This is a genomic window from Pseudomonas helmanticensis (assembly GCF_900182985.1).
Classification (GTDB): Bacteria; Pseudomonadota; Gammaproteobacteria; order Pseudomonadales; family Pseudomonadaceae; genus Aquipseudomonas; species Aquipseudomonas helmanticensis.
Map to the genome: position 1 here is coordinate 493,125 of NZ_FXUY01000002.1, position 24,717 is coordinate 517,841.

Consider the following 24,717-nt stretch of genomic DNA (forward strand, 5'->3'; position numbering starts at 1 on the left):
GTGCTGTCGCTCGTCATTCCGGTCTATCGCAACGAAGAATCACTCCCTTCACTGTTGAAGGCTGTCGACAACTTGAATGTCGAGCTTCACGGAGCACTGGAAGTGGTGTTCGTTGTAGATGGCAGCCCGGATCGCTCGTATGAGATTCTGCGCGACAGCCTGCCACTGCAAAATTTCGCGTCGCAGCTGATTCTATTGTCGAAGAACTTCGGCTCTTTCATGGCGATCAGAACCGGCCTGCAGCACGGTAAAGGCACGACGTTCGCTGTCATGGCTGCCGACCTGCAGGAACCACCTAGCCTGGTTCTGACCATGAATCGAGTGCTGAATACCGAACCAGTGGATGTTGTCGTAGGCGTGCGAGAAAGCCGTCAGGATCCGTTCCTGTCAAAGCTCGCTTCGAAAACATTCTGGGGACTTTATAAGCGCTACGTGATTCCGGAAATGCCGGCCGGCGGCGTCGATATGTTCGGCTGCAATCTGGAGTTTCGCGACAATCTGTTGAAGCTTGAAGAGCGGCATAGTTCGCTGATCGCCCAGATTTTCTGGCTCGGCTTCCGCCGTCAGATCGTCCACTATTCCCGGGTGGCCAGAGAGCACGGGAAATCGGCCTGGACGCTGCGCAAGAAGGTCAATTACCTGATGGATAGCGTCTTCTCGTTTACCGACCTGCCGATCCGGTTATTGATCCGGATCGGGGCCGTGGGGTCGGCGCTTTCTGCACTCTATGGATTCAGTGTCGTGCTGGCCAAGCTGGGTGGCCTTATTGACGTGCCCGGATACGCGATGACCTTGTTCACCATCACGCTGCTGGGCAGCCTGAATCTGCTGGGACTGGGCGTGATCGGTTCGTATGCCTGGCGCACCTATGAAAATACCAAAGGGCGCCCACTGGCGATCCCTATGAAAGTTTCTGAGTTTGGAGCCAATAAATGAGTGATTCGCGGGATTTTTTCGTTCACGACCGTGCGATTTGTGAATCGTCCACTATTGGCGCCGGCTCGAGGGTCTGGGCGTTTGCCCATGTGCTGCCGAACGCTCGGATCGGCGCCGAATGCAATATCTGCGACAACGTGTTCGTCGAGAACGACGTCATCATCGGTGACCGCGTGACACTGAAATGCGGCGTGCAGGTCTGGGACGGCATCACCATTGAGGACGATGTTTTCGTTGGACCGAATGTCACATTCACCAACGACAAGTTCCCGCGCAGCAAGGTCTATCCAGAAGCATTCTCCCGAACCATTATTCGTAAAGGTGCCTCTCTGGGCGCCAACTCAACGATTCTGCCGGGCATCATCGTTGGCACTTCGGCAATGATCGGCGCAGGCGCAGTGGTCACCAAATCGGTTCCACCCAATGCCATCGTGGTCGGCAACCCGGCAAAAATCATCGGCTACGTCGATGCCAAGCCTACCGATGGTGCATTGGTGGAAAATCCGGTCAAGGTCGGCAAATCGGATGTCTACCCTTGCGGCGTCACGCTGCACCGCATGATGGAAGCCGTCGATATGCGCGGCAGCCTGAGTGTCGGCGAATGCGGTAAAGATGTGCCGTTCGAAGTGAAACGTTACTTTCTGGTAACCAACGTTCCAACGGCAGAAACCCGTGGCGAGCACGCTCACCGCGAATGCCACCAGTTTCTGGTAGCGGTTAAAGGCACAGTACATGTCGTTGCCGACAACGGTAAGCATCGCCAGGAGTTCGTTCTGGACAACCACACGCTGGGCCTGTTCCTGCCAGCGATGACCTGGGGCATTCAGTACAAGTATTCGGCGGACGCCGTCCTGCTGGTGTTCGCCTCGGAACACTACATGGCCGACGACTATATCCGTGACTACGATCAGTTCCTGATCGAGAAGAAGCAGCAGGCAGTTTCGCCAGAATGAATCTGAAAAAACTGCTGGAGATCAAGTTTGTCCGGTTTCTTCTGACCGGAGGACTCAACACTGCACTGACCTACGTTCTGTACCTGATTTTATTGAGTTTCCTGCCTTATATCTGGAGTTACTCAATCAGCTACGTCTGCGGAATCTTTCTGGCGTTCATGCTCAGCCGTTTCTTCGTATTCAAAGAACACCAAGGGATGAAGTCAGCCCTGTTGTTCCCTTTTGTCTATTTGGCGCAGTACGTCCTGGGCGTTATTATTGTCTGGCTGTGGGTCAAGAAGCTGTCACTTCCCGAATATCTGGCGCCACTCGCAGCCATTGCACTGACGCTGCCGCTGACCTTTGTGCTGAGCAAGTTGGTGTTTGTGAAGGGTAAAACGCCAGCGCATTGAACAGCCCCGTAGACATCCAGCCTGAACAGTTTTTTTGACGACCTGCAGGCATAAAAAAACCCGGCAAGCCGGGTTTTTTTATGCCTGCAGGTCAGGCTGTTTTTTCAAGCACCACCGGTGCCGAGAACTTCTTTTTGAACTGCATCGCCGGCTTTTCAATGTACCGCCACGAGAACCACGCCAAGCCCATGGAAAGCACACTGGCGGCAATCGCCAACCACCAGCCGTTGATCGACTTGTGGGAGATCGACACCAGCGCTTGCTGGATCGGGAAGGCGAAGAGATAGGTGCCATAAGATAGGTCGCCGAGCTTGCGCATGCCGTCTACGCAGACAGGACGACGATAAGCCAGGTACATCAGCAAGTACGGCAGCGCAATGAACAGCGCCAGGTTGGTATAACCAAATCGCGAGCCGATCAACAGTACAACCAGACACATTGCTGCGATGCTGCCTTTGAATGGCACGATGTCCTTGTACTTCCAGAGGAAGGTACCGACCAGGAACATCAGACCGAAACGCAGAACCGGCAATACTTCAGTCGTACCGAAAAACGTGATTGGTGCGATGGGGCCGTGGAAAAACAACCAGACAAAGAACGCCGAAATCAACGCCATTACCGGTACAACCAGTGAAAAGGTTCTACGTCCGACGAAGAAAATCGCGGCCAGCGCTACATAGCAAAACGCTTCGATCGGGATCGTCCACAACGAACCGTTCACCGTCTGCGGATAGGTAACATCCATGAAGACGCCAGGCAGTACGAACGCTGTCTGATACGGAATCGAATTGGTCAGATAACGATAGGTGCCGGAGTTCTGGAAATACTCACCAAGCGGCAGCGCGGTGAAAACAGGGCCCAATATCAATGCAGAAACGAACGAAGTGACCGCCAGTGCCGGGATAATGCGCAAGGCGCGTGCCTGCCAATATTCCGTGAACGTACGGCGCTCCAATGAACCCGCAATCAGAAAACCACTGATCGCAAAAAAAGCGCTGACCGCCAGGCTTCCCGGTTCATACCCCATAAACAGGGAATACCAGGTTGCCGGCGATTTTCCCGTGAGCGCAAAGCTATGGGTAATCAAGACGACCAAGGCCGCGCACAATCTGAGCAAGTCAAAATTGTTGGCGCGAAGCTTTACCATGTCGCCAAGTGTTGTTGTTGGCTTTTTAATATCGATCATTACGCGAACTCGTTTTGTTACCTTTTATTCGGCGCGCGCATGTTATCACGTAAGTGCAGCAGGATTATGCTGCCATTACGAATGCAACCGGGTGCTCCGATCAGCTCTACTCCGCCTTTCCTGCCTGGTACTTGAAGGCAAGAAACACCAAAGGAGCATAAGCAAGGATGAGCCCCGCCACCCCGTCCAGCCATAATCGGCTGACGCATACGGCAATCGGCAGCAACCACAGCAAATTGATCAACCCCACTGTAACCGTGACGGGCCAATGCTGGGCATATCGACGCGAAGCAAACTGATAGGCATGACTGCGGTGAGCCTCATAAACCTTCTCGCCGCGAAGCAGCCGGCGCAGGAGCGTAAACGTTGCGTCGACGATGAAAACACCCAGCAGGATCAGCCATCCCCAAAACAGCTCGAATGACACCCAGCTGGCCGCAAGCGCGAGAATGCCCAGAATAAGACCAAGAAACCCGCTGCCGGCATCGCCCATGAAGATCCGCGCCTTCGGGAAATTCCAGACCAGGAATCCGCCCACAGCGGCAGCGAGCAATAGAGTCGACCCAATCAACGGGGCATCGGCGCCTAACGCGTACAGCAGGCATGCACCCAGGCAAACCGTGACCGCCTCGACACCGGCGATCCCGTCGATACCATCCATGAAGTTATAGAGGTTGAGCATCCATACGAGATAAAAAGCCGCCAATGCCGACCCGACCCAGCCCAGATTGACCACTTGGCCAAATGCATGAATCGGCGGCAAGCCTCCCAACCAATAGAGTGCCCATGCAGCCGCGGCGAAATGCCCCAAGAGCCGCCAACGTGCAGCGATGTGGCCATGATCATCCATGAAGCCAATAATTGCGACCAAAGCGCCGGCTCCCATCGCCGAGACAAACAGTCCTGTGGGGATCAACTCCCCTACAAACAACAGACAAAGCGCGGCCAGAAAAGTGACCACGATCGCCACGCCTCCGCCCCTCGGGGTCGGAATAGTGTGAGAACTCCGGTCGTTGGGAATATCGATAAGGCTTTTGGACAAGGCATAGCGGCGCAAGAGCGCCGTTAAAATGAAGGCACTGGCGAAAACCACTGGCACAAGCCAAACGCTACTCATAAGCCCAGTGGCTCCTTTGCAAAACTCGAATTCGACATTGCGTCAAAATACTCAGCCCCTTACCGCTGAAATTCAGCGGTAAGGGGGCATAACCGGCTCAGTTTTTGTGCAGGTCGACAATTTCGTGCAGTGGACGCTTGCTCAGCTTTCTCTTGATTTTCTGACGCAGGCCATACGGAACCGCACGGCTGAGTCGCTGCATGCCAGGCTTGCGGTACAACGTCCAGAGAGCGAGCAGCGCGATCTCCCGGGTGGTCAGCGGCACTTCGTACTCGGCTGCCGAAGCACTCGCTGCAGGAAGTTCGAGGAAACCGAGGTGTTCCTGGCGCGGCACATCGCTATTCACTAATTGCAAATAATCGACATCGTAGAAATCAGCATTCAACAGGCTTTGGCCATGTGATGGCGCCCGGACGGAGTCTCCGGCAACCGACGACTTCACAAATGCACCCATCGCCCCCAGAAGCTCTGCCGGCTCGATGCCAAAACGGTATACGAGCGTATGTTCACGGCTGGCCAGACGCTCGGGGAATGCACCGATATCCGGCGCAATGATCGGCAAACCCGACTGCAGCGCATAACTGAGCGTGTAGCTGTAGGTTTCCGGCCACTGCGCAGGAAACAGGATCAAGTCGAGATCATGTTCCGCCATCAAACGCGCAAGGTCAGCGGCATCGTATTGACCGGTGGTGAAAACGCCTTTCAACTCCCGATAGGCAAACCCAAGCAGCTTGAAGTCGAAGGGCGCACTTGCAGCCTTCGCCTTCGCAGCCAGTTGCTCGAGATAATCAGCACCTTTTTCTTTGCCCAGCGCACCCAGCACACCCACGTTGTACCGCGGCTTGGCACTGATCGCCGCCACCGCAGAACTGACAGGTCGTTTCTCTTCAACGTGCAGCGCCACGATCGGACGCTGCAGAGCATAGTGCTGCTGGTAAAGCGACAGCGTGTAATCGGACGGGAAAACAACCGTTTTCGCGTTTTCGATGAAGCCTCTCAATTGATCTCGCCACGCGGCTGCCGAAACACCATCGGGCAGAGGGAAAGCAGGATTGAGCAAATCATCGGAATATTGGCCAGGAAAAACACCCGCGTCGTTGGTCAACGTCGGGTTGCCACCGATCCAGTAGAAGTCGTGGGCCGTCAATGCATACTCAGTCCCCAACTGCGCCGGAAGGTCGAACAGTGCCGGGTTCAATCCAAGAGAGTGATGGAAATGGACGAATCCGACACCGCAGCCTTTAAGCAAGTCCACCAGCATCGGGAGTTCTTCCGGAAGACGGAATACCAGTTCGTCTGCCCCAGGGAATGTGCCCATGTACAGCGAGACGGCGCCGGTACCCTTGCGCGGCGTGAGAATCAGGTTGTAGGCATTCGCCTGAAGCGCTTCGCTCAGTTCCTCGACATGCTGCTTGACCCCGCCCCCGGCCTCATGGGAAACCTGCAGGATCTTGGGACGATCCAGTGTCGACAGCAACTGAACCAGACGATTGACGCGTACCAGCTTGACCGGATCTTCAGCAATGAACGTCTGAATATCCAGGTGATAGTCCGGGTGCAGTTCGACAATGGCCTTGAAGGCATTTTCGATCAAAGCCTGCTTGGTCGAGGAAAAACTGACACCGCCTTCATGGAACGCGTACAGGTTTGGAGTTATGACGTTGAACCAGCCAGCCTTGAGGGCACGCTGGCACAAATCGTTTTCTTCGCCATAGCCACGGCCGAATTTTTCCTCGTTCAACAGCCCGACGACGTCCAGGCAATCGCGGCGCACGTACATGCAGAAGCCGACACCGGTCGGTGCCTTCACATTCGGCAGTCGAGCACCGGCAAAGACTTTGTCGATCTGATGAACGTCCAGCCCGAACGCCTGTTCGTTTTCGTACAGGAAGGCCGGGAAACTGCAGATGGTCGCGTTATTCGAGAACGGCGTCACCGTACCGATATTCGGTGCACTGTAGGCTTCTGCGGTGAGTCGTTCCAGCCAGTTTTGCGGAACGATCACATCGCTGTTCAGGAACACGATGTCATCTTCGCCAGCTTGGCGCATGCCACGGTTAACGGTTTTGACGAACCCCAGGTTATTCGGGTTGTCCAGAACCGTCAGCACGCCTGGCCATTGCGTTTCGAGCTCGAGCAACATGTCCAGCATACCGGCATCGGGGCTGCAGTCGTTGATCGCAATGATCTTTGAACCCGGCATCGAAAGAATGCCTGGCATGGCAGCTTCGATGCAGCGTTTGGTCATCTCGATGCCTTTATAGACAGGCAAGATCACGGTCACGGACCGGGCACGGGCGATTGGCGCCTCGACGATGTAACTCTTGTCTGCAGATACCGGAGCCTTGACCTCCTGGTCACGCAGATAAACGGTGGCTGCGCGCTTGCAGCTTTCCACGTTGCTGCGTAAAGCCTTTTTGCCATTACGCAATGAACGAACGACAAACCGGATCGGCTTGGTGATAAACCAGGAGTTCGAATGGATCACATCATTGTAGGCCACCTGACTTTCAGCCAGCCGCACAGACAAACGGTAGCGTTCCGACTGAGCACTTTCGAGTTCGCTTTGCAGCTGTCGAGACTCGGCCGCAACTCTTTCAATTTCTCGTCCGGCAGCGTCCAGCGCTTGTGTTTCTGTAGCCAAGGCGGCCTGAGACTTGTTGAAAGCCATCAACAAGTTGTCGATGACAACCCGACGATCCTCTTCCCACGTTAGAAACTCGCTTGGCTCGCGACCATTGACGGCACTTTGTACAGAGGCTTCCAGCGATAGGAATTGGTGAACATCTGCCTCGTCGATCAAATAGCCAGCCGCCGCAGAAGCGGCAAACACGAATTCCTTGTAAGTGGCTGTAGCGAAATCAGCACATGGGCTGAAGCGAGTCACCGACCCAAGCAATTGCCGCAGTGCCCTGAACAGCAAAAATTCGATGCGCAAACCGACCGTCAGCGACCACTCTTTATCGATCAGATGAGGCGCACCTTGCTGATCAATCAGAATGTTCTGCGGTACGGCATCGAACAGATGCCCCGGCAACAAACCATCTGCCCCCGGCTGCTCACCGGAAATATTTTTCAGTATATCCACGTAGCCGTTCAGGAATACGCCTACCTGGGCATAAGTCCAGCCTTCGGCATTGACGATCTCGATCAACTTCGTCGAGAGAACCTGCCCTTTGACATAAGGCTCTGAGGCCGTCAGTTTGAATTCGACGATAGAGTCCACAGCTGGCGCCGCTTGCGTCTCGGCCAACTTCTCGTAGTGAACGCGAATTGAGCTGTCAGCACCTTTTTTGAACGAGGAGCTCTTGCAGAACTCAGCCCGGCGGTCACTGCTGAAGTGAACGGCCAGCGTTCCTTTATCGAGGGTTTTACGGGCAACCGGCGAAGCACCGATGAGGAAGGAGTTGGACATGTCCATGCCCAAACCATTCTTGCAGATCTGCGGCCACGCCAACTCGAGCGAAAACGTACACAGCTCAGGCAACTGCGGGTCGCGCTGGGCGCTTTGCCAGGCAAAAGCCGCAGCATCGAAATCAGGGTCGACAAAGCCTTCTTCCGTGACAATCGAAACCGGCAGTTTGTAATCCGGAAATGGCGCAAAAAATTCGTTGGACGAGAAGCCGGCACCGGACAATAGCGAAGCCAGCGCCTGCTTGCCGTAAGTTTGTGGGGTCGCACTGTTGTAGCGACCCTCGACACCGAACATCGGTGTAACAACATGATCTTCCGGTGCGCCTGCAAAATACTTGAGGCCCAACTGGTTCTCGATGGCGATGATCAGCAAACCGTCCGGCTTTAACAACGAACGGACTTTTGCAAGCATGTTCGCGCCCGGGTTCTCACCCGACACAAACAGGTTGGCGTACTCAAAAACACCAATCAGCGTGATGACATCAAACTTCTTGTCAATCTGGAAGCTTTCGAATGTTTCGGCCAGCACCGATACGTTCGGCAAGTCTCTGGTGCGCGCGCGGGCAATGCTTGCGCGGCGGGCACTGCCTTCCAGCGCCAGGACATTGCCGCCCTGCTCGCCCAGATAGCGGGTAATGGCGCCGCAGCCAGCGCCGATTTCCAGGACGTCACCGCGAAGATCGGCATCAAACACCCGCAGCAGGTTCGCGCGAGTGCTGGACAGGTAATACAGCGATGGCCAATCCGTACACCAGCCACGTAGTTCATCGGAGAAAACACTGACATCACGTGCCTTGTCAATCAAGTACTTGATGCGCAGTTCGGTGGTATCGCCGTCACTGTAATTGATACTCGCATAATCCGGTCGCGACCAGATCTTGAGTTCTTCGTTAAGTTGATAGCCCGCTTGCGTCAGTAAAGTATTCAATTTGGAACCTTTTTGGCACGAATGCTCGAATCTAGATTTACCAGCCCAAAAAACTTGTCTGTCGGCCGCACTTGAAGGTGCACAGAATCGTAACGGCGATCCCTTGGGGTCACTTCTTCACCGTCTTTGGTCGAAACGCCTAGGGAAATGAAGTAGTCACCCGGAGCCAGTTCGCAGGCAATCGACAGCTCGACCTCGACGATATCGCCCTTGCGCCCAAAGGCACGGAAATCCGCAGAGTCGAGCGTTTCACTGTTCACGCCGTAGACGGTTACACCTTCCTTGGTTTTGATGGTCATGCCGAGGATTGGACAAACCAGATCGGTATCAAATCTGACGAACACGGCCAGCTTGAGTTTCGCGCCGGTGTCAACTGCGACGGGATACTCTTGACCATCAGCGCTTAGATGAAAGTCGATGATCGTTGCCGCGCGATCGCCCCAACGATACTCATTGGGATTGTAGTTGGGGTGCGTATCAAACACGTCCATCCCGCCCTCAGGCGTGTGATACGTTTCCGGTGCGTCGACAGCAGGCTCGAGTTCAGTCACCACAGAGTTCTGGGTCTTGCCGAACAGCAGATCCAGATAGCGATTGACGACTTTGCGTGGCTCGCCTTGCTCTAACTGCACACCGTCATTCAACAGGAATGCCTTGTCGCAATGAGTCACGATCTGCTCACTCGAATGCGTCACGAGGAGGATGCTGGTGCCATTTTCCTTTAACTTCTTCAAGCGATCGAAACAGCGCGCCTGGAACTTCGCATCACCCACGGCCAACGCTTCGTCAACAATGAGAATGTCCGGCTCGACCTGCGCTTGAACGGAAAACGCCAGGCGGACGAGCATCCCGCTGGAATAGGTTTTTACCGGCTGATTGATAAACTCGCCGATGTCCGCAAACTCGATGATTGCATCGTACTTTTCATCGATCTCTTCTTTGCTCAAACCGAGGATAGTTGCGTTCAGGTAGACGTTTTCGCGGCCGGTAAACTCGGGATTGAAACCCGAGCCCAGTTCAAGCAACGCGGCGATCCGGCCGTGGGTTTCCACGGTGCCGCCGGTAGGGTTGAGGGTTCCGCAGAGGATCTGCAACAGCGTGGACTTGCCGCTGCCGTTTTTGCCTACAATCCCCACGGTCTCGCCTTTACGAATCTCGAACGAGACATCGTGGAGCGCCCAGAACTCCCGGCAATATTTCTTCTTGCCGCGGCTGAGCATCTGCAGCAGACGGTCATGTGGCTTGTCGTAAATCTCGTAGCATTTGCTGAGATTCTGAACTTTGATGGCAATCTCAGATGACATCAGCAAATCCTTTTCGAGTTTTCTGGAACCAGGCAAAGCCCAGCCAGGCGACCACTAGTGAGCCTGCGAAATAAATGCCCAGAACAGTGAAATCAGGCATACGCCCCCAAAACAGCACTTCGCGTGCGTATTCAATGGTTGGCGTGAGCGGGTTCAACATCAGCAAGTGTTGATATTTTTCGGGCAAGGCACTCGCCGGGTAGAAAATGGGCGAGAGGAACATCAGTACGGTGGTCAGGATCCCGATGAATTGCGCGACATCACGCAAGTAAACCCCGAGCGATGCCAGGGCCCACGTCAATCCCATGATCAATAGCACCAGAGGCAACATGATCAGCGGGAACAACAAGACCGTCAGATGCGGCGTACCAAACAGAAAGACATAGGCGATCAGCCATACGATCAGACTGATCACCATATGAAACAGTGCGGAACCCACGGTGACCCACGGCAGGATTTCCAGCGGGAAAACCACCTTCTTGACGTAGTTGGCGTTGGAAAGAATCAACGTCGGGCTGCGATTGAAGCACTCGGCGAACAGGTTGAATACGATCAGCCCCGCGAACAGGATGAGCGCGAATTCTGTCTTGGAATCACTGCCGCCACTCCAGCGAGCCTTGAACACGACACTGAAGACAAACGTGTACACAACCAGCATGAACACCGGATTGAAGAACGACCACAGAATCCCCATGAAAGACCCGCGATAGCGCCCGACAACCTCTCGCTGCACCAGAGCTTTGATCATGCTGCGATTGCGCCACAAGCTACCGAGCAATTCCCTCGGCGAAATCGAAAAATTACGCATTAAACACACACCTAAAAAAACGCAGGGAGATGAACCTCATCAAAAATTCTCTCGTTCAAATACCGCTAACGTGCCTGCAGAAAGCGTGCAAAGCGTCCTGCAAACGCGAATATCTTCATATTCTATTAATGATCGCGGCCAGGATCAGTCCCAGGCTACCCCACATAGTCTGTCGATAGACGCCGGACCGTCTCAACCACAAGAATCGCGCCGTGCCCCGGGACTTTCGGGCTTTCTGAAACAGATCCAGGGTCAATTGATTCTCTTCGCTCAAACTTGCGCGAACCGATTCAAGGGCAACGATATTCCTCTGGTTCCATCCTTTGAAGCGCCCGCTGAACATCATGCGCAATCTTGCCAAACGCGCGCGCGCGCCCATGTCGGAACCGATCAGATTGGTATCGTGCTGTCTGTAAAGAATGGTCGGCGCATGATCGTAGACAACTTGTCCGCCCGCACCGGTCACCAACAGATAGGCCCACCAGTCATGGGACACTATATCGAGATGTGCTCCGGCTGCCTGAAATAGCGCTTGCGCCGAACGGTTGAAAACCATGGTGTTGCCACCGGCAAGGCTCTGCACCAACGCATTGGCAAAACTGGCCGGCCGTGCAAACAATGGCGAACTGCCGATCACCGCTCCCGCATCGTCAATCAATTCAGTACGCGCGCAGTACAATGCTGGAATATCCATCGGCAACAGCTGCAGCGACTTGAGAGCCACCTCGAGTTTGCAGTCTTGCCAGATATCATCCTGATCGGCCCATGCATAAAAATCCGACTGAGCGGGGGCAATGCAGGCCAGTGACAGAAAGTTCGCAGCGAAACCTCGCTTCGGGCCTTGCCGGACAGTCAGCTTGCCTTCGCCCCAGGCCTCGGCGTATTGGCGCAACATGTCCAGAGTGCCATCGGTTGAGCCATCGTCCGATACCACGACATCCCAATTCTGAAAACTTTGACGAGCAATGGAATCCAGTTGTTGAGACAGAAAACGCTCACCGTTGTAAGTACACATAAGGATTGTGACGCGCGAAGCGTGCGAACCTTTACCCGGCTCGCGGGGAGGTAAATTGCCTGTCTGAACAGCTTGCGGAAGAGGGACTACCACCGAGCACTCCATTGCGTTAAGGATAAAATAATGACGGGATTGATTCGCCCGCCATCAAACTGCGCACTATCATTGGGGCAAGCCTTACATGCTCTTCTCATGGGCCGCTCCGACTGCGCAAAATTTGCCATTATAACAATGAGTCAAAGCCACTTGATAGCCCGGTGATATCACTGAAGGAAATACGGTCGGGCATTCACAGCACCGGAAAATTGAAATCGCATCGGCCTGGATTGAACTTCAATAGCCCGGCAAAGCTGCATTGGTTTGGGGGGGCGTAGGGTATCAAGCGCCCTGCATTGGCAAAAGGGGTGGCATTCTGCCAATTGGCACTTGCAGATCGATGGCCACTACTCCCCTAAACCTTCAACTCCATTCGAAAACAGCACGCGAATTGATCAATGATCGAGGTAATGCATCGCTGTGACCTTCAACGCCTTGTCGACACTGACAGGAGGCGACCACTGCAACAGCAAGCGGGTTTTATCGATGTCGACCTGCAGTGAACCGCAAAGTCTTTGCGCCATATCCCCTTTACCCACCAATTGTGCAGCAGCTCGCAGCAGCATTTTCGGCAGAGGCAACAAAAAGGCCCGCTTATCCAGAGCCGCCGCCATACGCCGCAGCAAGCGAGTGGTAGACAAGTCTTCGCCATCGCTGACCAGAAACGTCTGATTCGCCGCTGCGGGGTGCGCAATACAGGTAACAATCAGATCCACGAGATTGCCCAGCGCCACCAGACTGCGCTGATTTCGCAACGCCCCCAATGGCAACGGCAAGCCTTTGCGCAACCAGCTCATCATGCTGAGGAAGTTGGCTTTTACACCCGGGCCATACACCAGCGGCGGACGGATGATGACAATCTCCATGCCGGTCTCACGACCGATTTCACGCAAGCACTCTTCCGCCTCGCCTTTGGAAACACCATAGGGATCAACGGGTGCGGGCTGATCGTCAGCCTTGAAGGGCATTCCGGGCAATGTCGCTTCACCGTTGACCTTGATCGAACTGATGAACACAAAACGCCTGACACCCGCCTCGGCCGCTTTGCGCGCCAGGCGCGTTGTGCCCTGGACGTTGATCTCACGAAATTTTGCCAGAGGGTCGGCGGCAGTATCACTCATCACATGGACGCGGGCTGCACAGTGAACCACCGTATCAATCTGCATCAACGCTGGCAGTTCAATGCTGGCGCTCAAGTCGAACGGCACCACATCGCACAAACCGCTCAACCGGCTTTCACCGCGCACGGCGGCAACAGGCGCATACGCCTTGTCCAGCAACATGCGAAAAACCACTGCCTCACCGACAAAACCGGTGGCACCTGTAACCAACACCCGGCGCTTCGTCATTCAGCTTTTTTCCCAATGACCGCAGTGGCCCAACAAATACAGAAGAAAAACACCTTGTCCCGCTTTCGACGCCGGCAATGCCGGGCACTCAGGGACAATCTCAACAGCTGCCTGCGGCCTAACGACAACCAGCGCCGCACGAATACATCGTCCCCGACACCCACCAGCTTCGCGATCAACCGCACCTGGGAAAACCACCAGCCATCGTGAATCGTCTTGTAACGATCAATCAACGAACCGATACCGGTATTTGCCCCCACTTGATTTTGCTCATGCTGGCGATATTGCATGGACGACAACGGATCGATGAACCAGCTTAAGCCGTGACTGCGGGTGTAGGCGTAGCAATACCAGTCATGCAGGCTGACCTGCTGCAACTCGTCCCAATTGGCGAGCATCGACGCCTTTAACTGCGTCATCAGTTGTCGGCTCATGACATAGGTACAGCCCGGACCTGCAGCCTCGAACAAATAATCCCAGGCGACTTGCGGCTGCCCTTTGTCGAGCAGACAAGCTCGCCCGTCTGCCCAGAAGGCCGTGACATTGCTGGAGTAGGCGTCAACCTGACGTAACCGGATCGCCTGAGTCGCGCGATCAAGCTTGTCGAGATTCCAGATATCATCCTGGTCAGCGAAGGCGATGAAGTCATATTCTTCCACAGGCACATCGCGAATCAGCCTGAAGAAATTACGCGACGCGCCGCCAAAGCTGCCGGCTTCAGGCAGGACAATCACTTGCGCATGGCGCGCAGCATAGTCCGCGCACCAGGTTTCGGTACCGTCAGTGGAGGGGTCGATACTGATGTAAACGGTTACGTCGACGGCTGACTGGTCAAGGATCGAGGCCAACTGCTCCTCGATCCAGCGCATGCCGTTAAAGGCCGCCAACAACACTGCAACCTTGGGATGTTCTACTGGCATGCCAATCCTGATTAGACCGGTTAAACACTACTGCTCGAAAAAGGTATTTCGATCAGCGTGAAGGCGTGTCCAACAGCTTCTGCAAGTATTGGCCGTAACCGGTCTTTTTGAGCGCATCCGCTTGAGCGGCCAGCTGCTCGGCAGTAATCCAGCCGTTGTGATAGGCGATTTCTTCCAGGCAGGCGACTTTCAACCCCTGACGCTGTTCGATCGTGTGAACGAAGTGGCTCGCTTCCAGCAGGGAATCATGAGTGCCGGTATCCAGCCAGGCGAAACCACGCCCCAGCATCTCCACATTCAGCGATTTCTGCTCAAGGTAGGCACGATTGACGTCAGTGATCTCCAGCTCTCCACGCTCCGAAGGCTTGATGTTCTTGGCAATCTGTACAACCTGATTGTCATAGAAATACAGGCCTGTCACGGCATAGCTGGATTTTGGCTTCAACGGTTTTTCTTCGATGCTCAGCGCGCGGCCGGAAGCATCGAACTCGACCACACCAAAACGCTCCGGATCGGAAACGTGGTAACCGAATACAGTGGCGCCGTGCTGCTGGTTGGTCGCCGAACGCAGATTGTCGGAGAAATGCTGGCCGTAGAAAATGTTATCGCCCAGGATCAGGCAGCAAGGATCATCGCCGATAAACTCTTCACCAATGATGAAAGCTTGCGCCAGGCCATCGGGGCTTGGTTGCTCGGCATAAGTCAGCTTGATGCCATACAGACTGCCATCCCCCAGAAGCTTGCGGAAACAAGGCAAGTCTTCAGGGGTTGAGATAATCAGAATCTCGCGCATACCGGCGAGCATCAGCACCGACAGCGGATAAAAGATCATCGGCTTGTCGTAGATCGGCAACATCTGCTTCGAGACGCCAAGGGTCAACGGGTGCAGGCGCGTGCCCGAGCCACCGGCGAGGATGATGCCTTTACGATTTGTCGTGGTCATTTGTTCAGAACTTCCCTAAGCATTCGGGTTACACCACTTTGCCAATCCGGCAAGTGTAGAGAAAAATTGTCGCGCAGCTTCTGAGTATTCAAGCGTGAGTTCAGAGGCCGACGCGCGGGCGTCGGATAAGCAGTCGTATCGATCGGATTGACCGTCTCGACGGCGAGCTGCTCGCCGTTATCTTGAGCAAACGCAATCACATGACTTGCATAACCATGCCAGGACACTTCGCCAGCGGCCGCCAGATGATACAAACCTGACAGCTCGGGCTGCTGCAACACCTGGCGAATGGCCAATGCTGTAACGTCGGCAATCAGATCAGCCCCTGTTGGCGCTCCGATCTGATCGGCGATGACGCTCAACGTGTCGCGATCTTTGGCCAGGCGCAGCATGGTCTTGGCGAAATTATTGCCGCGAGCGCCATAGACCCAGCTTGTTCGAAAGATCAGATGCTTGCATCCGGACGCCGTGATGGCTTGCTCACCCGCCAGTTTGCTTGCGCCATACTGATTGACCGGAGCGACAGCATCAGTCTCCTGCCAAGGTGTGGTGCCTTGTCCATTGAAGACGTAATCGGTCGAGTAATGAATCAGCCAGCCACCCAGAATCGCGACTTCCTCGGCCATGAGCCGACTCGCCTGCGCGTTCACACGATCAGCCAGCTCGCTTTCCGATTCAGCTTTGTCGACAGCGGTGTACGCAGCCGCGTTGACGATGATATCGGGCCTGATTCGCCGGATAGTTGCACGCAACGCATCCAGACTGGACAGGTCGCCACATAAACCATCAACGGCATGACGATCGAGCGCGATCAACTCGCCAAGCGGGGCAAGGGAGCGTTGCAGCTCCCAACCTACCTGGCCATTTTTGCCGAGCAGGAGAATTTTCATGCCTTGTTCGTGCGATCCGCGTAGTTCTGGTCGATCCACTGCTGGTAGCTACCGCTTTTGACGTGAGCAACCCACTCAGTGTTGTTGAGGTACCACTCGACAGTCTTGCGGATACCGGTTTCGAATGTTTCTTGCGGCGTCCAGCCAAGTTCACGCTGGATCTTGCTGGCGTCGATGGCATAACGCTGGTCATGCCCAGGACGATCCTGAACATAGGTAATCAGACTGGCGTGCGGGCGATGAGCCGAGTCCGGACGCAACTCATCCAGCAACGCACACAATGTATGCACGACTTCGATGTTTTGCTTCTCGTTGTGACCGCCGATGTTGTAGGTCTCACCGATTACACCTTCGGTAACGACTTTATACAAAGCGCGAGCGTGATCTTCGACATAGAGCCAATCGCGGACTTGATTGCCTTTGCCATACACCGGCAGCGCCTTGCCTTCCAGCGCATTGAGAATGATCAGCGGGATCAATTTCTCCGGGAAGTGGCAAGGGCCGTAGTTGTTCGAGCAGTTGGTGACCAACGTTGGCAGGCCATAAGTACGGGCCCAGGCGCGAACGAGGTGATCGGAACTGGCCTTGCTGGCCGAATAAGGCGAGCTTGGCTGATAAGGCGTTGTTTCGGTGAAGAGGTCTTCCGGACCCTCGAGATCTCCGTAAACTTCGTCAGTCGAAATATGATGGAAGCGGAAGTTGGCTTTACGCGCATCATCCAGTGCCGCCCAATAATGGCGCGCAGCTTCCAGCAGAGTGTAAGTGCCGATGATGTTGGTCTGGATGAACTCGGACGGACCGGTAATCGAGCGATCGACGTGAGATTCTGCAGCCAGGTGCATGATGGCATCTGGCTGGTGTTCACGCAGGACACGGTCGATCTGATCACGATCACAAATGTCGACACGTTCGAACACGTAGCGCGAATCACCGCTGACTTCAGCCAGCGACTCGAGGTTACCGGCATACGTCAGCTTGTCGACGTTGATCACGGCGTCGGAGGTATTGGAAATGATGTGACGGATGACTGCCGAGCCGATGAACCCGGCGCCGCCGGTAACTAGAATTTTCACGCGAAACCATACCCTTGAGCTGCGGACAGTGACACCAACGAGCACTGTCTAATCCATGAATGCAGAAGCCATCAAACCTGAGGCTTCCGTCAGAGTCAGTCTGAATCGAAGTGGGAATATGCCACTATCGAACAAGGGACGCATTTTACAGCTTAATGAATCTTTTACTAATGGATATAGACAGGCAGAGGTGCAATTTCGACAGACGCCATGCGCTTGTCGTTTTCAGACAAGACGCTTGCGCGCGGCTCTGGACGAGCGTCCCATAAACCAGCCAAGTATCGGACCGATAAACATACCGATCAGCAACGCTGCCACCACTACCAGGGACACTGGCAGTTGAGGACCAGCCCAGCCTAAAAACAACAACGACACCGCTTGTTGGTTCTCAAGCACAAACGCAAGAATCGCCAATACCAGCAAAAGAATAAAAACGCCAAGAAGGATGCGCTTGATATTACGCATGAGCAGCTCCCTGATAATCAGCGAAGATCAAACGCCCTCCTCCTCTTCCTCATTCACACGATCACGCAATTCTTTGCCCGGTTTGAAATGTGGAACGAATTTTCCGTCAAGGCTGACAGACTGACCTGTCTTTGGATTGCGCCCCACACGCGGTGCACGATAGTGCAGGGAGAAGCTGCCAAAGCCGCGGATCTCGATACGATCTCCGGTTGCCAGGCACTGGGACATTTGTTCAAGCATGGTCTTGATGGCCAACTCCACATCCTTGGATGAGAGCAGCCCTTGATGGGTGACAATTCGTTCGATCAACTCCGACTTCGTCATATTTTTCCCTTCTTTTTCAAGCAGCTAGATCAGCGCTTAAAAGGTTTTAGCATGCCCGCAAGGATTTGAACAGTCTGGAAGTTGACATATCCATTCAGAGGCATCCCCCCCTCACCTCTGCGCCCGCCGCACCACCAGCGAGCCGTCTACCGACATATCACCACCATGGTCCGGGTCAGGTAACCTGCCGGATTGAAGCCGAACGGAAAATCATCCTCTTCCCGCGCATCATCGGACCTCGCAACAACCTTGTATCCCGATGACTTGCACTCCTTCGCTGCACGTTTGAGACATCGATCCCATCCCGACCCCAGGCCCGAACAGTCGACCTCAATACCACTGACACCTCTTACCGCATGAGTTTTTGCACTCGTGGTACAACCGGCCAACAGCACCATCACAATCAGCACAATGATCTTGTTCATCCATTTCCTTATTGCGGACAACCGCTCCGGCAGCCTTTCAATTAAAGGTAAGACTAGCCTCGAATTGATATCCAGCCCGCCCCATTCAACAGACACCCCCGATCAATGAATGGTTTCACCTTCAAGCCCCCACGCTCCACAACCCAAGGAGCAATACCTGCGACGGAACCAAGCACGTTCAACCGGGCGCCCACAAAATTGCACAACACCATGAAAAAAGCCCGCGGGACGGCGGGCTGATTTCAGGCCGCTATGGGCCGCATTTGTTTTAATTTACCCTGTAGAGAGTGCCTGAAGCGCTCAATGGGCGACTCGATAAAGACATACATGGCCGCCCCAGCCGCAATAGCGCCAAAGAACGCTAACAACGCGTAGAGTCCTCCTTTTTGTAATAGGGAGAGCTTCTGATAAAAAATCCAGTGAATCAGATAAATAGAGTAACTCCACGCCCCCAGCTTTCTTAGCACGACAGATTGCATCCACCCTCCAATCCGCCCCTGCCCGTTGGCCAGCGCCAGAACAAATACCATCCAGATAAAACTGAGGTATATGAACTTGTCCATCAACCAGCCATCGAGCGGCATGGCAAACATCACATTCCTGCCACCAGGACTTAGACCAAGCAGCGCTATCGCCACCGCAATAGCAAATCCTGTTGCCATTCGAGGCGTCAACCACTTGCCAACTCCCTCGATAGACACCGCGGCATAGCATCCAAAAATGAAACTTGGAATGTACCAGTGAGTGGAAATGCTGTTTTCCGGAGTCAGCCAATACGGCCATAACAACTGATGAACAATAATTAGCGAAAGCGCGAAAACCGCCACCGCAACAGCACCAAACCGCTGCTCCACGAAAATAAAAGCAAATGCTATGAACGGCAGAAAGAAATAAAACTTGAACTCTACCGGAATCGTCCACAAGTGAGAGTAACCCTGCCTGAAGGTCGCAGCCTTGGCAACATCCTCGACTGTCGCGATCCCTGCCACATTGAAATACCAGTAGAGAACGACAACAAGCAGAAACAAAGGCACGATTCTCAGGAAGCGGCCGACTGCATAGCCGACAAGCTCAGAAAAAGAAAAGCCGTTGCGCGCAAATTTGCTTGTCAGCAGGAAAGCACTTAATACAAAAAACAACCAAACGCCAAACTTGCCGGTTCCAGAAAAATATCCCGCTATCTGAGGGAAGAAAAACCCTGGCACATGCGCACAAAGCACCATCAGACAGGCGAGACCGCGAATACCGTCAGCCCCCGAAAAACGCCCAATCATCAATTCACTCCACCTTTTTGAGCGGCAAGCCTAGCACGACGCACTACCGAAGCCTACAGCCTCGAAAAGACCCAAAAAATTGCAGCGTTTGCGACAGTGAGCCGTAAAAAAACCACAAACAAGCTATTCAGATAATCGAAGCATGGAATATTTCAGGCACAAAAAAGGGCGACCGAAGTCGCCCTTTTTAATGATCAAGCAGAACTCAGTTCTGTTTGGCCATTGCTTGACGCAGCAGTGCCGCCATAGTGGTGTCAGCTGCTTCGCCTTCCGGAGCTGCTTTCAGGCTCTGGATAGCTTCTTTCTCTTCAGCATCGTCTTTCGATTTGATCGACAGCTGGATTACGCGGCTCTTACGATCAACGCTGATGATCTTGGCTTCTACTTGCTGGCCTTCTTTCAGAACGTTGCGCGCGTCTTCAACGCGGTCACGGCTGATTTCGGAGGCTTTCAGAGTCGCTTCGATATCGTCGGCCAGAACGATGATGGCGCCTTTGGCGTCAACTTCTTTCACGGTGCCAGTAACGATTGCGCCTTTGTCGTTAACCGAGACGTACTCGGAGAACGGATCGCTTTCCAGTTGCTTGATACCCAGGGAGATACGCTCGCGCTCTGGGTCAACCGACAGGATAACGGTGTCCAGCTCGTCGCCCTTCTTGAAACGACGAACAGCTTCTTCGCCAACTTCGTTCCAGGAGATGTCGGACAGGTGAACCAGACCGTCGATGCCGCCGTCCAGACCAATGAAGATACCGAAATCGGTGATCGACTTGATGGTGCCGGAGATTTTATCGCCCTTGTTGAACTGGCCAGAGAAATCTTCCCATGGGTTAGATTTGCACTGCTTGATGCCCAGGGAGATACGACGACGCTCTTCGTCGATGTCCAGAACCATAACTTCCACTTCGTCGCCGACTTGTACGACTTTCGAAGGGTGGATGTTCTTGTTGGTCCAGTCCATTTCCGAAACGTGTACCAGACCTTCAACGCCTTCTTCCAGCTCAGCGAAGCAGCCGTAGTCGGTCAGGTTGGTTACACGAGCGGTAACGCGAGTGCTTTCTGGGTAACGGGCTTTGATAGCAACCCATGGATCTTCGCCCAACTGCTTCAGGCCCAGGGAAACACGGTTGCGTTCGCGATCGTATTTCAGAACCTTGACGTCGATTTCGTCACCAACGTTGACGATCTCGGAAGGATGCTTGATGCGCTTCCAGGCCATGTCGGTGATGTGCAGCAGGCCGTCCACGCCACCCAGATCGACGAATGCGCCGTAATCGGTGAGGTTTTTGACGATACCTTTGACTTGCTGGCCTTCCTGCAGGGATTCCAGCAGAGCTTCACGCTCGGCGGAGTTCTCGGCTTCCAGGACGCTGCGACGGGAAACGACAACGTTGTTGCGCTTCTGGTCCAGCTTGATGACCTTGAATTCCAGCTCTTTGCCTTCCAGGTGCGTGGTGTCGCGCACTGGACGGACGTCAACCAGGGAACCTGGCAGGAACGCACGGATGCCGTTAACGTCGACAGTGAAGCCGCCTTTAACCTTACCGTTGATAACGCCCTTGACCACTTCCTCAGCTGCGAAGGCTGCTTCCAGAACGATCCAGCACTCAGCGCGCTTGGCTTTTTCACGGGACAGCTTGGTTTCACCGAAACCGTCTTCAACCGAGTCCAGAGCAACGTGAACTTCGTCACCGACATTGATAGTCAGATCGCCAGCGTCGTTGTAGAACTGCTCAAGCGGGATGAGTGCTTCAGACTTCAGGCCAGCGTGAACGGTTACCCAGCGAGCTTGGTAATCGATATCAACGATAACACCGGTGATGATGGAGCCTGCCTGAAGGTTCAGGGTTTTTAGGCTTTCTTCAAAGAGTTCCGCAAAGCTTTCGCTCATTTTAATTCCTGTAAATGAGGGCGAAGGATACGCCCATCTCCACACCCCAGACGGTGTGGGTTAGTTTCATATAAAAGAAGCGCTGCAGGACTATGACTGGTCCCCTGTAGCCTTCTTGGTCACCCGGCGATATCGCGAATGGCGATCTCGCTCATGATGCGTTCAAGCACCTGATCGATGGACAACTCCGTGGAATCCAGCTGTATGGCGTCAGCCGCCGGCTTAAGCGGGGCTACCGCTCGCTGGGTGTCACGCTCATCGCGTGCACGGATCTCATCTAGCAGACTCGACAGACTAACACCCTCGACTTTGCCCTTCAACTGCAAATATCGACGGCGCGCCCTCTCCTCGGCACTGGCGGTCAGGAAAATCTTCAGCGGCGCATCGGGAAACACCACCGTACCCATGTCGCGACCGTCGGCTACCAGCCCCGGCGCTTCCTGGAATGCGCGCTGGCGTTGCAGCAGCGCCTCGCGCACGGCGGGCAATGCAGCCACTTGCGAAGCACCGGAACCGACGCTTTCGGTACGAATGACGTCGCTGACTTCATCGCCTTCCAGAATGATCCGCTGCAACTGACCATCGGTCGCTGCAATGAACTGAACATCCAGATGAGCGGCGAGTTTTTTCAGCAACTCTTCATTGGTCAGGTCAACGCCATGATTGTGCGCAGCAAACGCCAGCAAGCGGTACAGCGCACCGGAGTCCAGCAGGTTCCAGCCCAGACGCTTGGCCAGAATCCCGGCTACGGTGCCTTTGCCCGAGCCGCTTGGCCCATCAATGGTGATGACCGGTGCAATGTTCTTCACGACTGAGCCTCTTGTGCCACACGAATACCGACCTGCCCGCACAGCGCGAGGAAGTTCGGGAACGACGTCGCGACGTTAGCGCAATCATGGATGCGGATCGGCGCACTAGCGCGCAACGATGCCACGCTGAAGGCCATCGCGATGCGATGATCGCCATGACCATGCACTTCGCCGCCGCCGATCTGGCCGCCGTCGATAATGATGCCGTCCGGGGTCGGCTGGCATTTGACGCCCAGCGCCAGCAGACCGTCCGCCATCACCTGGATACGATCCGACTCCTTGACCCGCAGCTCTTCGGCGCCGGTCAGCACGGTACGCCCTTCGGCACAGGCAGCAGCGACGAACAGCACCGGGAATTCGTCGATGGCCAGTGGAACCAGCGCTTCCGGAATCTCGATACCTTTGAGTTTAGCTGCTCGCACGCGCAGGTCAGCCACTGGCTCGCCGCCGACTTCACGCTGGTTTTCCAGAGTGATGTCCGCGCCCATCAGTCGCAGGATGTCGATCACGCCAGTACGGGTCGGGTTGATGCCTACGTGCTCAAGCACCAGCTCCGAACCTTCAGCGATCGATGCCGCGACCAGGAAGAACGCCGACGACGAGATGTCGCCCGGTACTTCAATGTGGGTTGCGGTCAGTTTGCCGCCGGATTCAACCGAAGCCGTAGCGCCTTCAACGCTCACCGGGTAGCCAAAACCGCGCAGCATACGCTCGGTGTGGTCGCGAGTCGGCGCAGGCTCGGTCACGGTGGTCTTGCCTTCAGCGTACAGACCAGCCAGCAGCAGGCAGGACTTCACCTGAGCGCTGGCCATCGGCATGGTGTAAGTCAGGCCTTTGAGTTTGTGCCCGCCACGAATGATCATCGGCGGACGACCTTCGGCAGCGGTTTCGATCACGGCACCCATTTCACGCAACGGATTGGCCACGCGATTCATCGGACGCTTGGACAGCGACGCATCGCCGGTCAAGGTGCTATCGAAGTTCTGCGCAGCCAGCAGGCCGGACAGCAGACGCATCGAAGTACCGGAGTTGCCCAGATAGATCGGGCCAGGCGCAGGTTTCAGGCCGTGCAGGCCGACACCATGAATGGTCACGCGGCCGTGGTGCGGGCCTTCGATGACCACGCCCATGTCGCGGAACGCCTGCAAGGTCGCCAGAGCGTCTTCGCCCTCAAGGAAGCCTTCGACTTCGGTGACGCCTTCGGCCAGCGAACCGAGCATGATTGAACGGTGGGAAATGGATTTGTCGCCCGGTACGCGAATCCGACCGGACAGGCGGCCACCAGGTTGAGCCAGGAAGATCAGATCGTTGGAATTCATAGCGTCCACATAGGCCCTGCGGGCCAGGATTTTACTGAAATGCTCGCGGGCAACCCGGGCGCGAGTGAAAACGCCCAACAATTGGTGCCCATCCCCTGCATCGACCGCGTCGCGCAAGGCGTCGAGGTCGCTGCGAAATGTATCGAGTGTGCGCAGGACAGCCTCGCGGTTGGCGAGGAAGATGTCGTGCCACATCACCGGGTCGCTTCCGGCGATTCTTGTGAAATCGCGGAAACCGCCCGCAGCGTAACGGAAGATCTCAAGATTTTCATTGCGCTTGGCTAACGAGTCGACCAGACCAAAGGCCAGCAGATGCGGCAGATGACTGGTTGCAGCCAGCACTTCGTCGTGACGCTCGACCTGCATGTGCTCGACGTCAGCGCCCAATTCGCGCCACAGACGATCGACCACCGCCAACGCGGCCGGATCGGTTTGCTCAAGCGGTGTGAGAATCACTTTGTGACGACGGAACAGTTCAGCATTGGAGGCTTCTACCCCGCTCTGCTCGGAACCGGCAATCGGATGGCCCGGCACGAAACGCGGCGGCATAGCGCCGAACGCTGCGGTTGCCGCGCGCACCACATTGCCTTTGGCGCTGCCGACGTCGGTCAGAATCGCCTGCCCGAGATCCATGCTCGCCAACCGCGCGAGCACTTTCTCCATGGCCAGGATCGGCACCGCCAGTTGAATCACGTCAGCGCCCTGACAGGCAGCCGCTAGGTCATCCTCACAACGGTCGACCACACCCAACTCCACCGCCAGCTTGCGCGATTGCGGATCGAGATCGACCCCGACCACTTCGCGGCACACACCGCTTTCACGCAAGCCTTTGGCAAACGAACCACCGATCAACCCCAGACCGACTACCACAAGGCGCCCGATCATA

At 55.1% G+C, this 24,717-nt stretch carries 21 protein-coding genes; 3 read left to right on the forward strand and 18 right to left on the reverse strand.

The window, feature by feature from the left end:
• Genes QOL84_RS24980 through QOL84_RS24990 form a run of 3 tightly spaced genes read left to right on the forward strand, consistent with a single transcriptional unit; the run spans position 1 to position 2,281 of the window.
• Positions 1–936 (forward strand): glycosyltransferase family 2 protein, encoded by a 936-nt coding sequence (locus QOL84_RS24980; protein ID WP_186567835.1) that lies wholly within the window; start codon positions 1–3, stop codon positions 934–936.
• Positions 933–1,889: a WxcM-like domain-containing protein gene (locus tag QOL84_RS24985; protein WP_283438925.1), complete on the forward strand. Its 957-nt coding sequence runs from the start codon at positions 933–935 to the stop codon at positions 1,887–1,889. The genes QOL84_RS24980 and QOL84_RS24985 overlap by 4 nt, the downstream gene beginning before the upstream one ends.
• The gene (locus tag QOL84_RS24990; protein ID WP_283438926.1) at positions 1,886–2,281 is read left to right on the forward strand and encodes a GtrA family protein; all 396 of its coding nucleotides are present in this window, start codon (positions 1,886–1,888) and stop codon (positions 2,279–2,281) included. Before QOL84_RS24985 ends, QOL84_RS24990 begins: the two co-directional genes overlap by 4 nt.
• A 91-nt stretch (positions 2,282–2,372) precedes the next feature.
• Here the strand turns inward: QOL84_RS24990 and QOL84_RS24995 are convergent, their stop codons facing one another.
• The 18 genes from QOL84_RS24995 to QOL84_RS25080 all read right to left on the reverse strand — a co-directional run bounded on the left by QOL84_RS24995 (position 2,373) and on the right by QOL84_RS25080 (position 24,716).
• Positions 2,373–3,467 carry an acyltransferase family protein gene (locus QOL84_RS24995; RefSeq protein ID WP_283438927.1) on the reverse strand — a complete coding sequence of 365 codons (1,095 nt, stop codon included), beginning with the start codon at positions 3,465–3,467 and terminating at the stop codon, positions 2,373–2,375.
• Positions 3,468–3,573: 106 nt separating this feature from the next.
• Entirely contained in the window at positions 3,574–4,584 is a 1,011-nt protein-coding gene (locus QOL84_RS25000) for an MraY family glycosyltransferase (RefSeq protein ID WP_283438928.1), read from the reverse strand.
• A 97-nt stretch (positions 4,585–4,681) separates the two neighbouring features.
• A complete protein-coding gene (locus tag QOL84_RS25005) occupies positions 4,682–8,926 on the reverse strand; it encodes a glycosyltransferase (RefSeq protein WP_283438929.1) in 4,245 nt (1,414 codons plus the stop codon).
• Entirely contained in the window at positions 8,923–10,233 is a 1,311-nt protein-coding gene (locus QOL84_RS25010; protein ID WP_430458741.1) for an ABC transporter ATP-binding protein, read from the reverse strand. Before QOL84_RS25010 ends, QOL84_RS25005 begins: the two co-directional genes overlap by 4 nt.
• Entirely contained in the window at positions 10,220–11,038 is an 819-nt protein-coding gene (locus QOL84_RS25015) for an ABC transporter permease (RefSeq protein WP_283438931.1), read from the reverse strand. Before QOL84_RS25015 ends, QOL84_RS25010 begins: the two co-directional genes overlap by 14 nt.
• 115 nt (positions 11,039–11,153) lie before the next feature.
• Positions 11,154–12,146: a glycosyltransferase family 2 protein gene (locus QOL84_RS25020; protein ID WP_283438932.1), complete on the reverse strand. Its 993-nt coding sequence runs from the start codon at positions 12,144–12,146 to the stop codon at positions 11,154–11,156.
• Between the two features lie 398 nt (positions 12,147–12,544).
• Complete coding sequence (locus tag QOL84_RS25025; protein WP_283438933.1) at positions 12,545–13,498, reverse strand: UDP-glucose 4-epimerase family protein; 954 nt, start codon at positions 13,496–13,498, stop codon at positions 12,545–12,547.
• Positions 13,495–14,418: a glycosyltransferase gene (locus tag QOL84_RS25030; protein ID WP_283438934.1), complete on the reverse strand. Its 924-nt coding sequence runs from the start codon at positions 14,416–14,418 to the stop codon at positions 13,495–13,497. The genes QOL84_RS25025 and QOL84_RS25030 overlap by 4 nt, the downstream gene beginning before the upstream one ends.
• Positions 14,419–14,470: 52 nt before the next feature.
• On the reverse strand, positions 14,471–15,361 hold the full coding sequence (gene rfbA / locus QOL84_RS25035) for a glucose-1-phosphate thymidylyltransferase RfbA (protein ID WP_283438935.1): 891 nt from the start codon (positions 15,359–15,361) through the stop codon (positions 14,471–14,473).
• Positions 15,358–16,251: a dTDP-4-dehydrorhamnose reductase gene (rfbD, locus tag QOL84_RS25040; protein WP_283438936.1), complete on the reverse strand. Its 894-nt coding sequence runs from the start codon at positions 16,249–16,251 to the stop codon at positions 15,358–15,360. The genes rfbA and rfbD overlap by 4 nt, the downstream gene beginning before the upstream one ends.
• Entirely contained in the window at positions 16,248–17,324 is a 1,077-nt protein-coding gene (rfbB, locus tag QOL84_RS25045; protein WP_283438937.1) for a dTDP-glucose 4,6-dehydratase, read from the reverse strand. Before rfbB ends, rfbD begins: the two co-directional genes overlap by 4 nt.
• Positions 17,325–17,549: 225 nt before the next feature.
• Complete coding sequence (locus tag QOL84_RS25050) at positions 17,550–17,789, reverse strand: LapA family protein (RefSeq protein WP_283438938.1); 240 nt, start codon at positions 17,787–17,789, stop codon at positions 17,550–17,552.
• Positions 17,790–17,816: 27 nt separating this feature from the next.
• Positions 17,817–18,113, reverse strand: coding sequence for an integration host factor subunit beta (gene ihfB / locus QOL84_RS25055; RefSeq protein WP_003189779.1), 297 nt, complete (start codon positions 18,111–18,113; stop codon positions 17,817–17,819).
• 146 nt (positions 18,114–18,259) lie between these two features.
• Positions 18,260–18,538: a hypothetical protein gene (locus tag QOL84_RS25060; protein ID WP_283438939.1), complete on the reverse strand. Its 279-nt coding sequence runs from the start codon at positions 18,536–18,538 to the stop codon at positions 18,260–18,262.
• A gap of 242 nt (positions 18,539–18,780) precedes the next feature.
• Positions 18,781–19,812: an acyltransferase family protein gene (locus QOL84_RS25065; protein WP_283438940.1), complete on the reverse strand. Its 1,032-nt coding sequence runs from the start codon at positions 19,810–19,812 to the stop codon at positions 18,781–18,783.
• A 205-nt stretch (positions 19,813–20,017) separates the two neighbouring features.
• Positions 20,018–21,703, reverse strand: a complete 1,686-nt coding sequence (gene rpsA / locus QOL84_RS25070) for a 30S ribosomal protein S1 (RefSeq protein WP_192561961.1) — start codon at positions 21,701–21,703, stop codon at positions 20,018–20,020.
• Positions 21,704–21,822: 119 nt separating this feature from the next.
• A complete protein-coding gene (gene cmk / locus QOL84_RS25075) occupies positions 21,823–22,512 on the reverse strand; it encodes a (d)CMP kinase (protein WP_015093983.1) in 690 nt (229 codons plus the stop codon).
• On the reverse strand, positions 22,509–24,716 hold the full coding sequence (locus QOL84_RS25080; RefSeq protein ID WP_283439474.1) for a bifunctional prephenate dehydrogenase/3-phosphoshikimate 1-carboxyvinyltransferase: 2,208 nt from the start codon (positions 24,714–24,716) through the stop codon (positions 22,509–22,511). Before QOL84_RS25080 ends, cmk begins: the two co-directional genes overlap by 4 nt.
• Position 24,717: the final 1 nt, after the last annotated feature.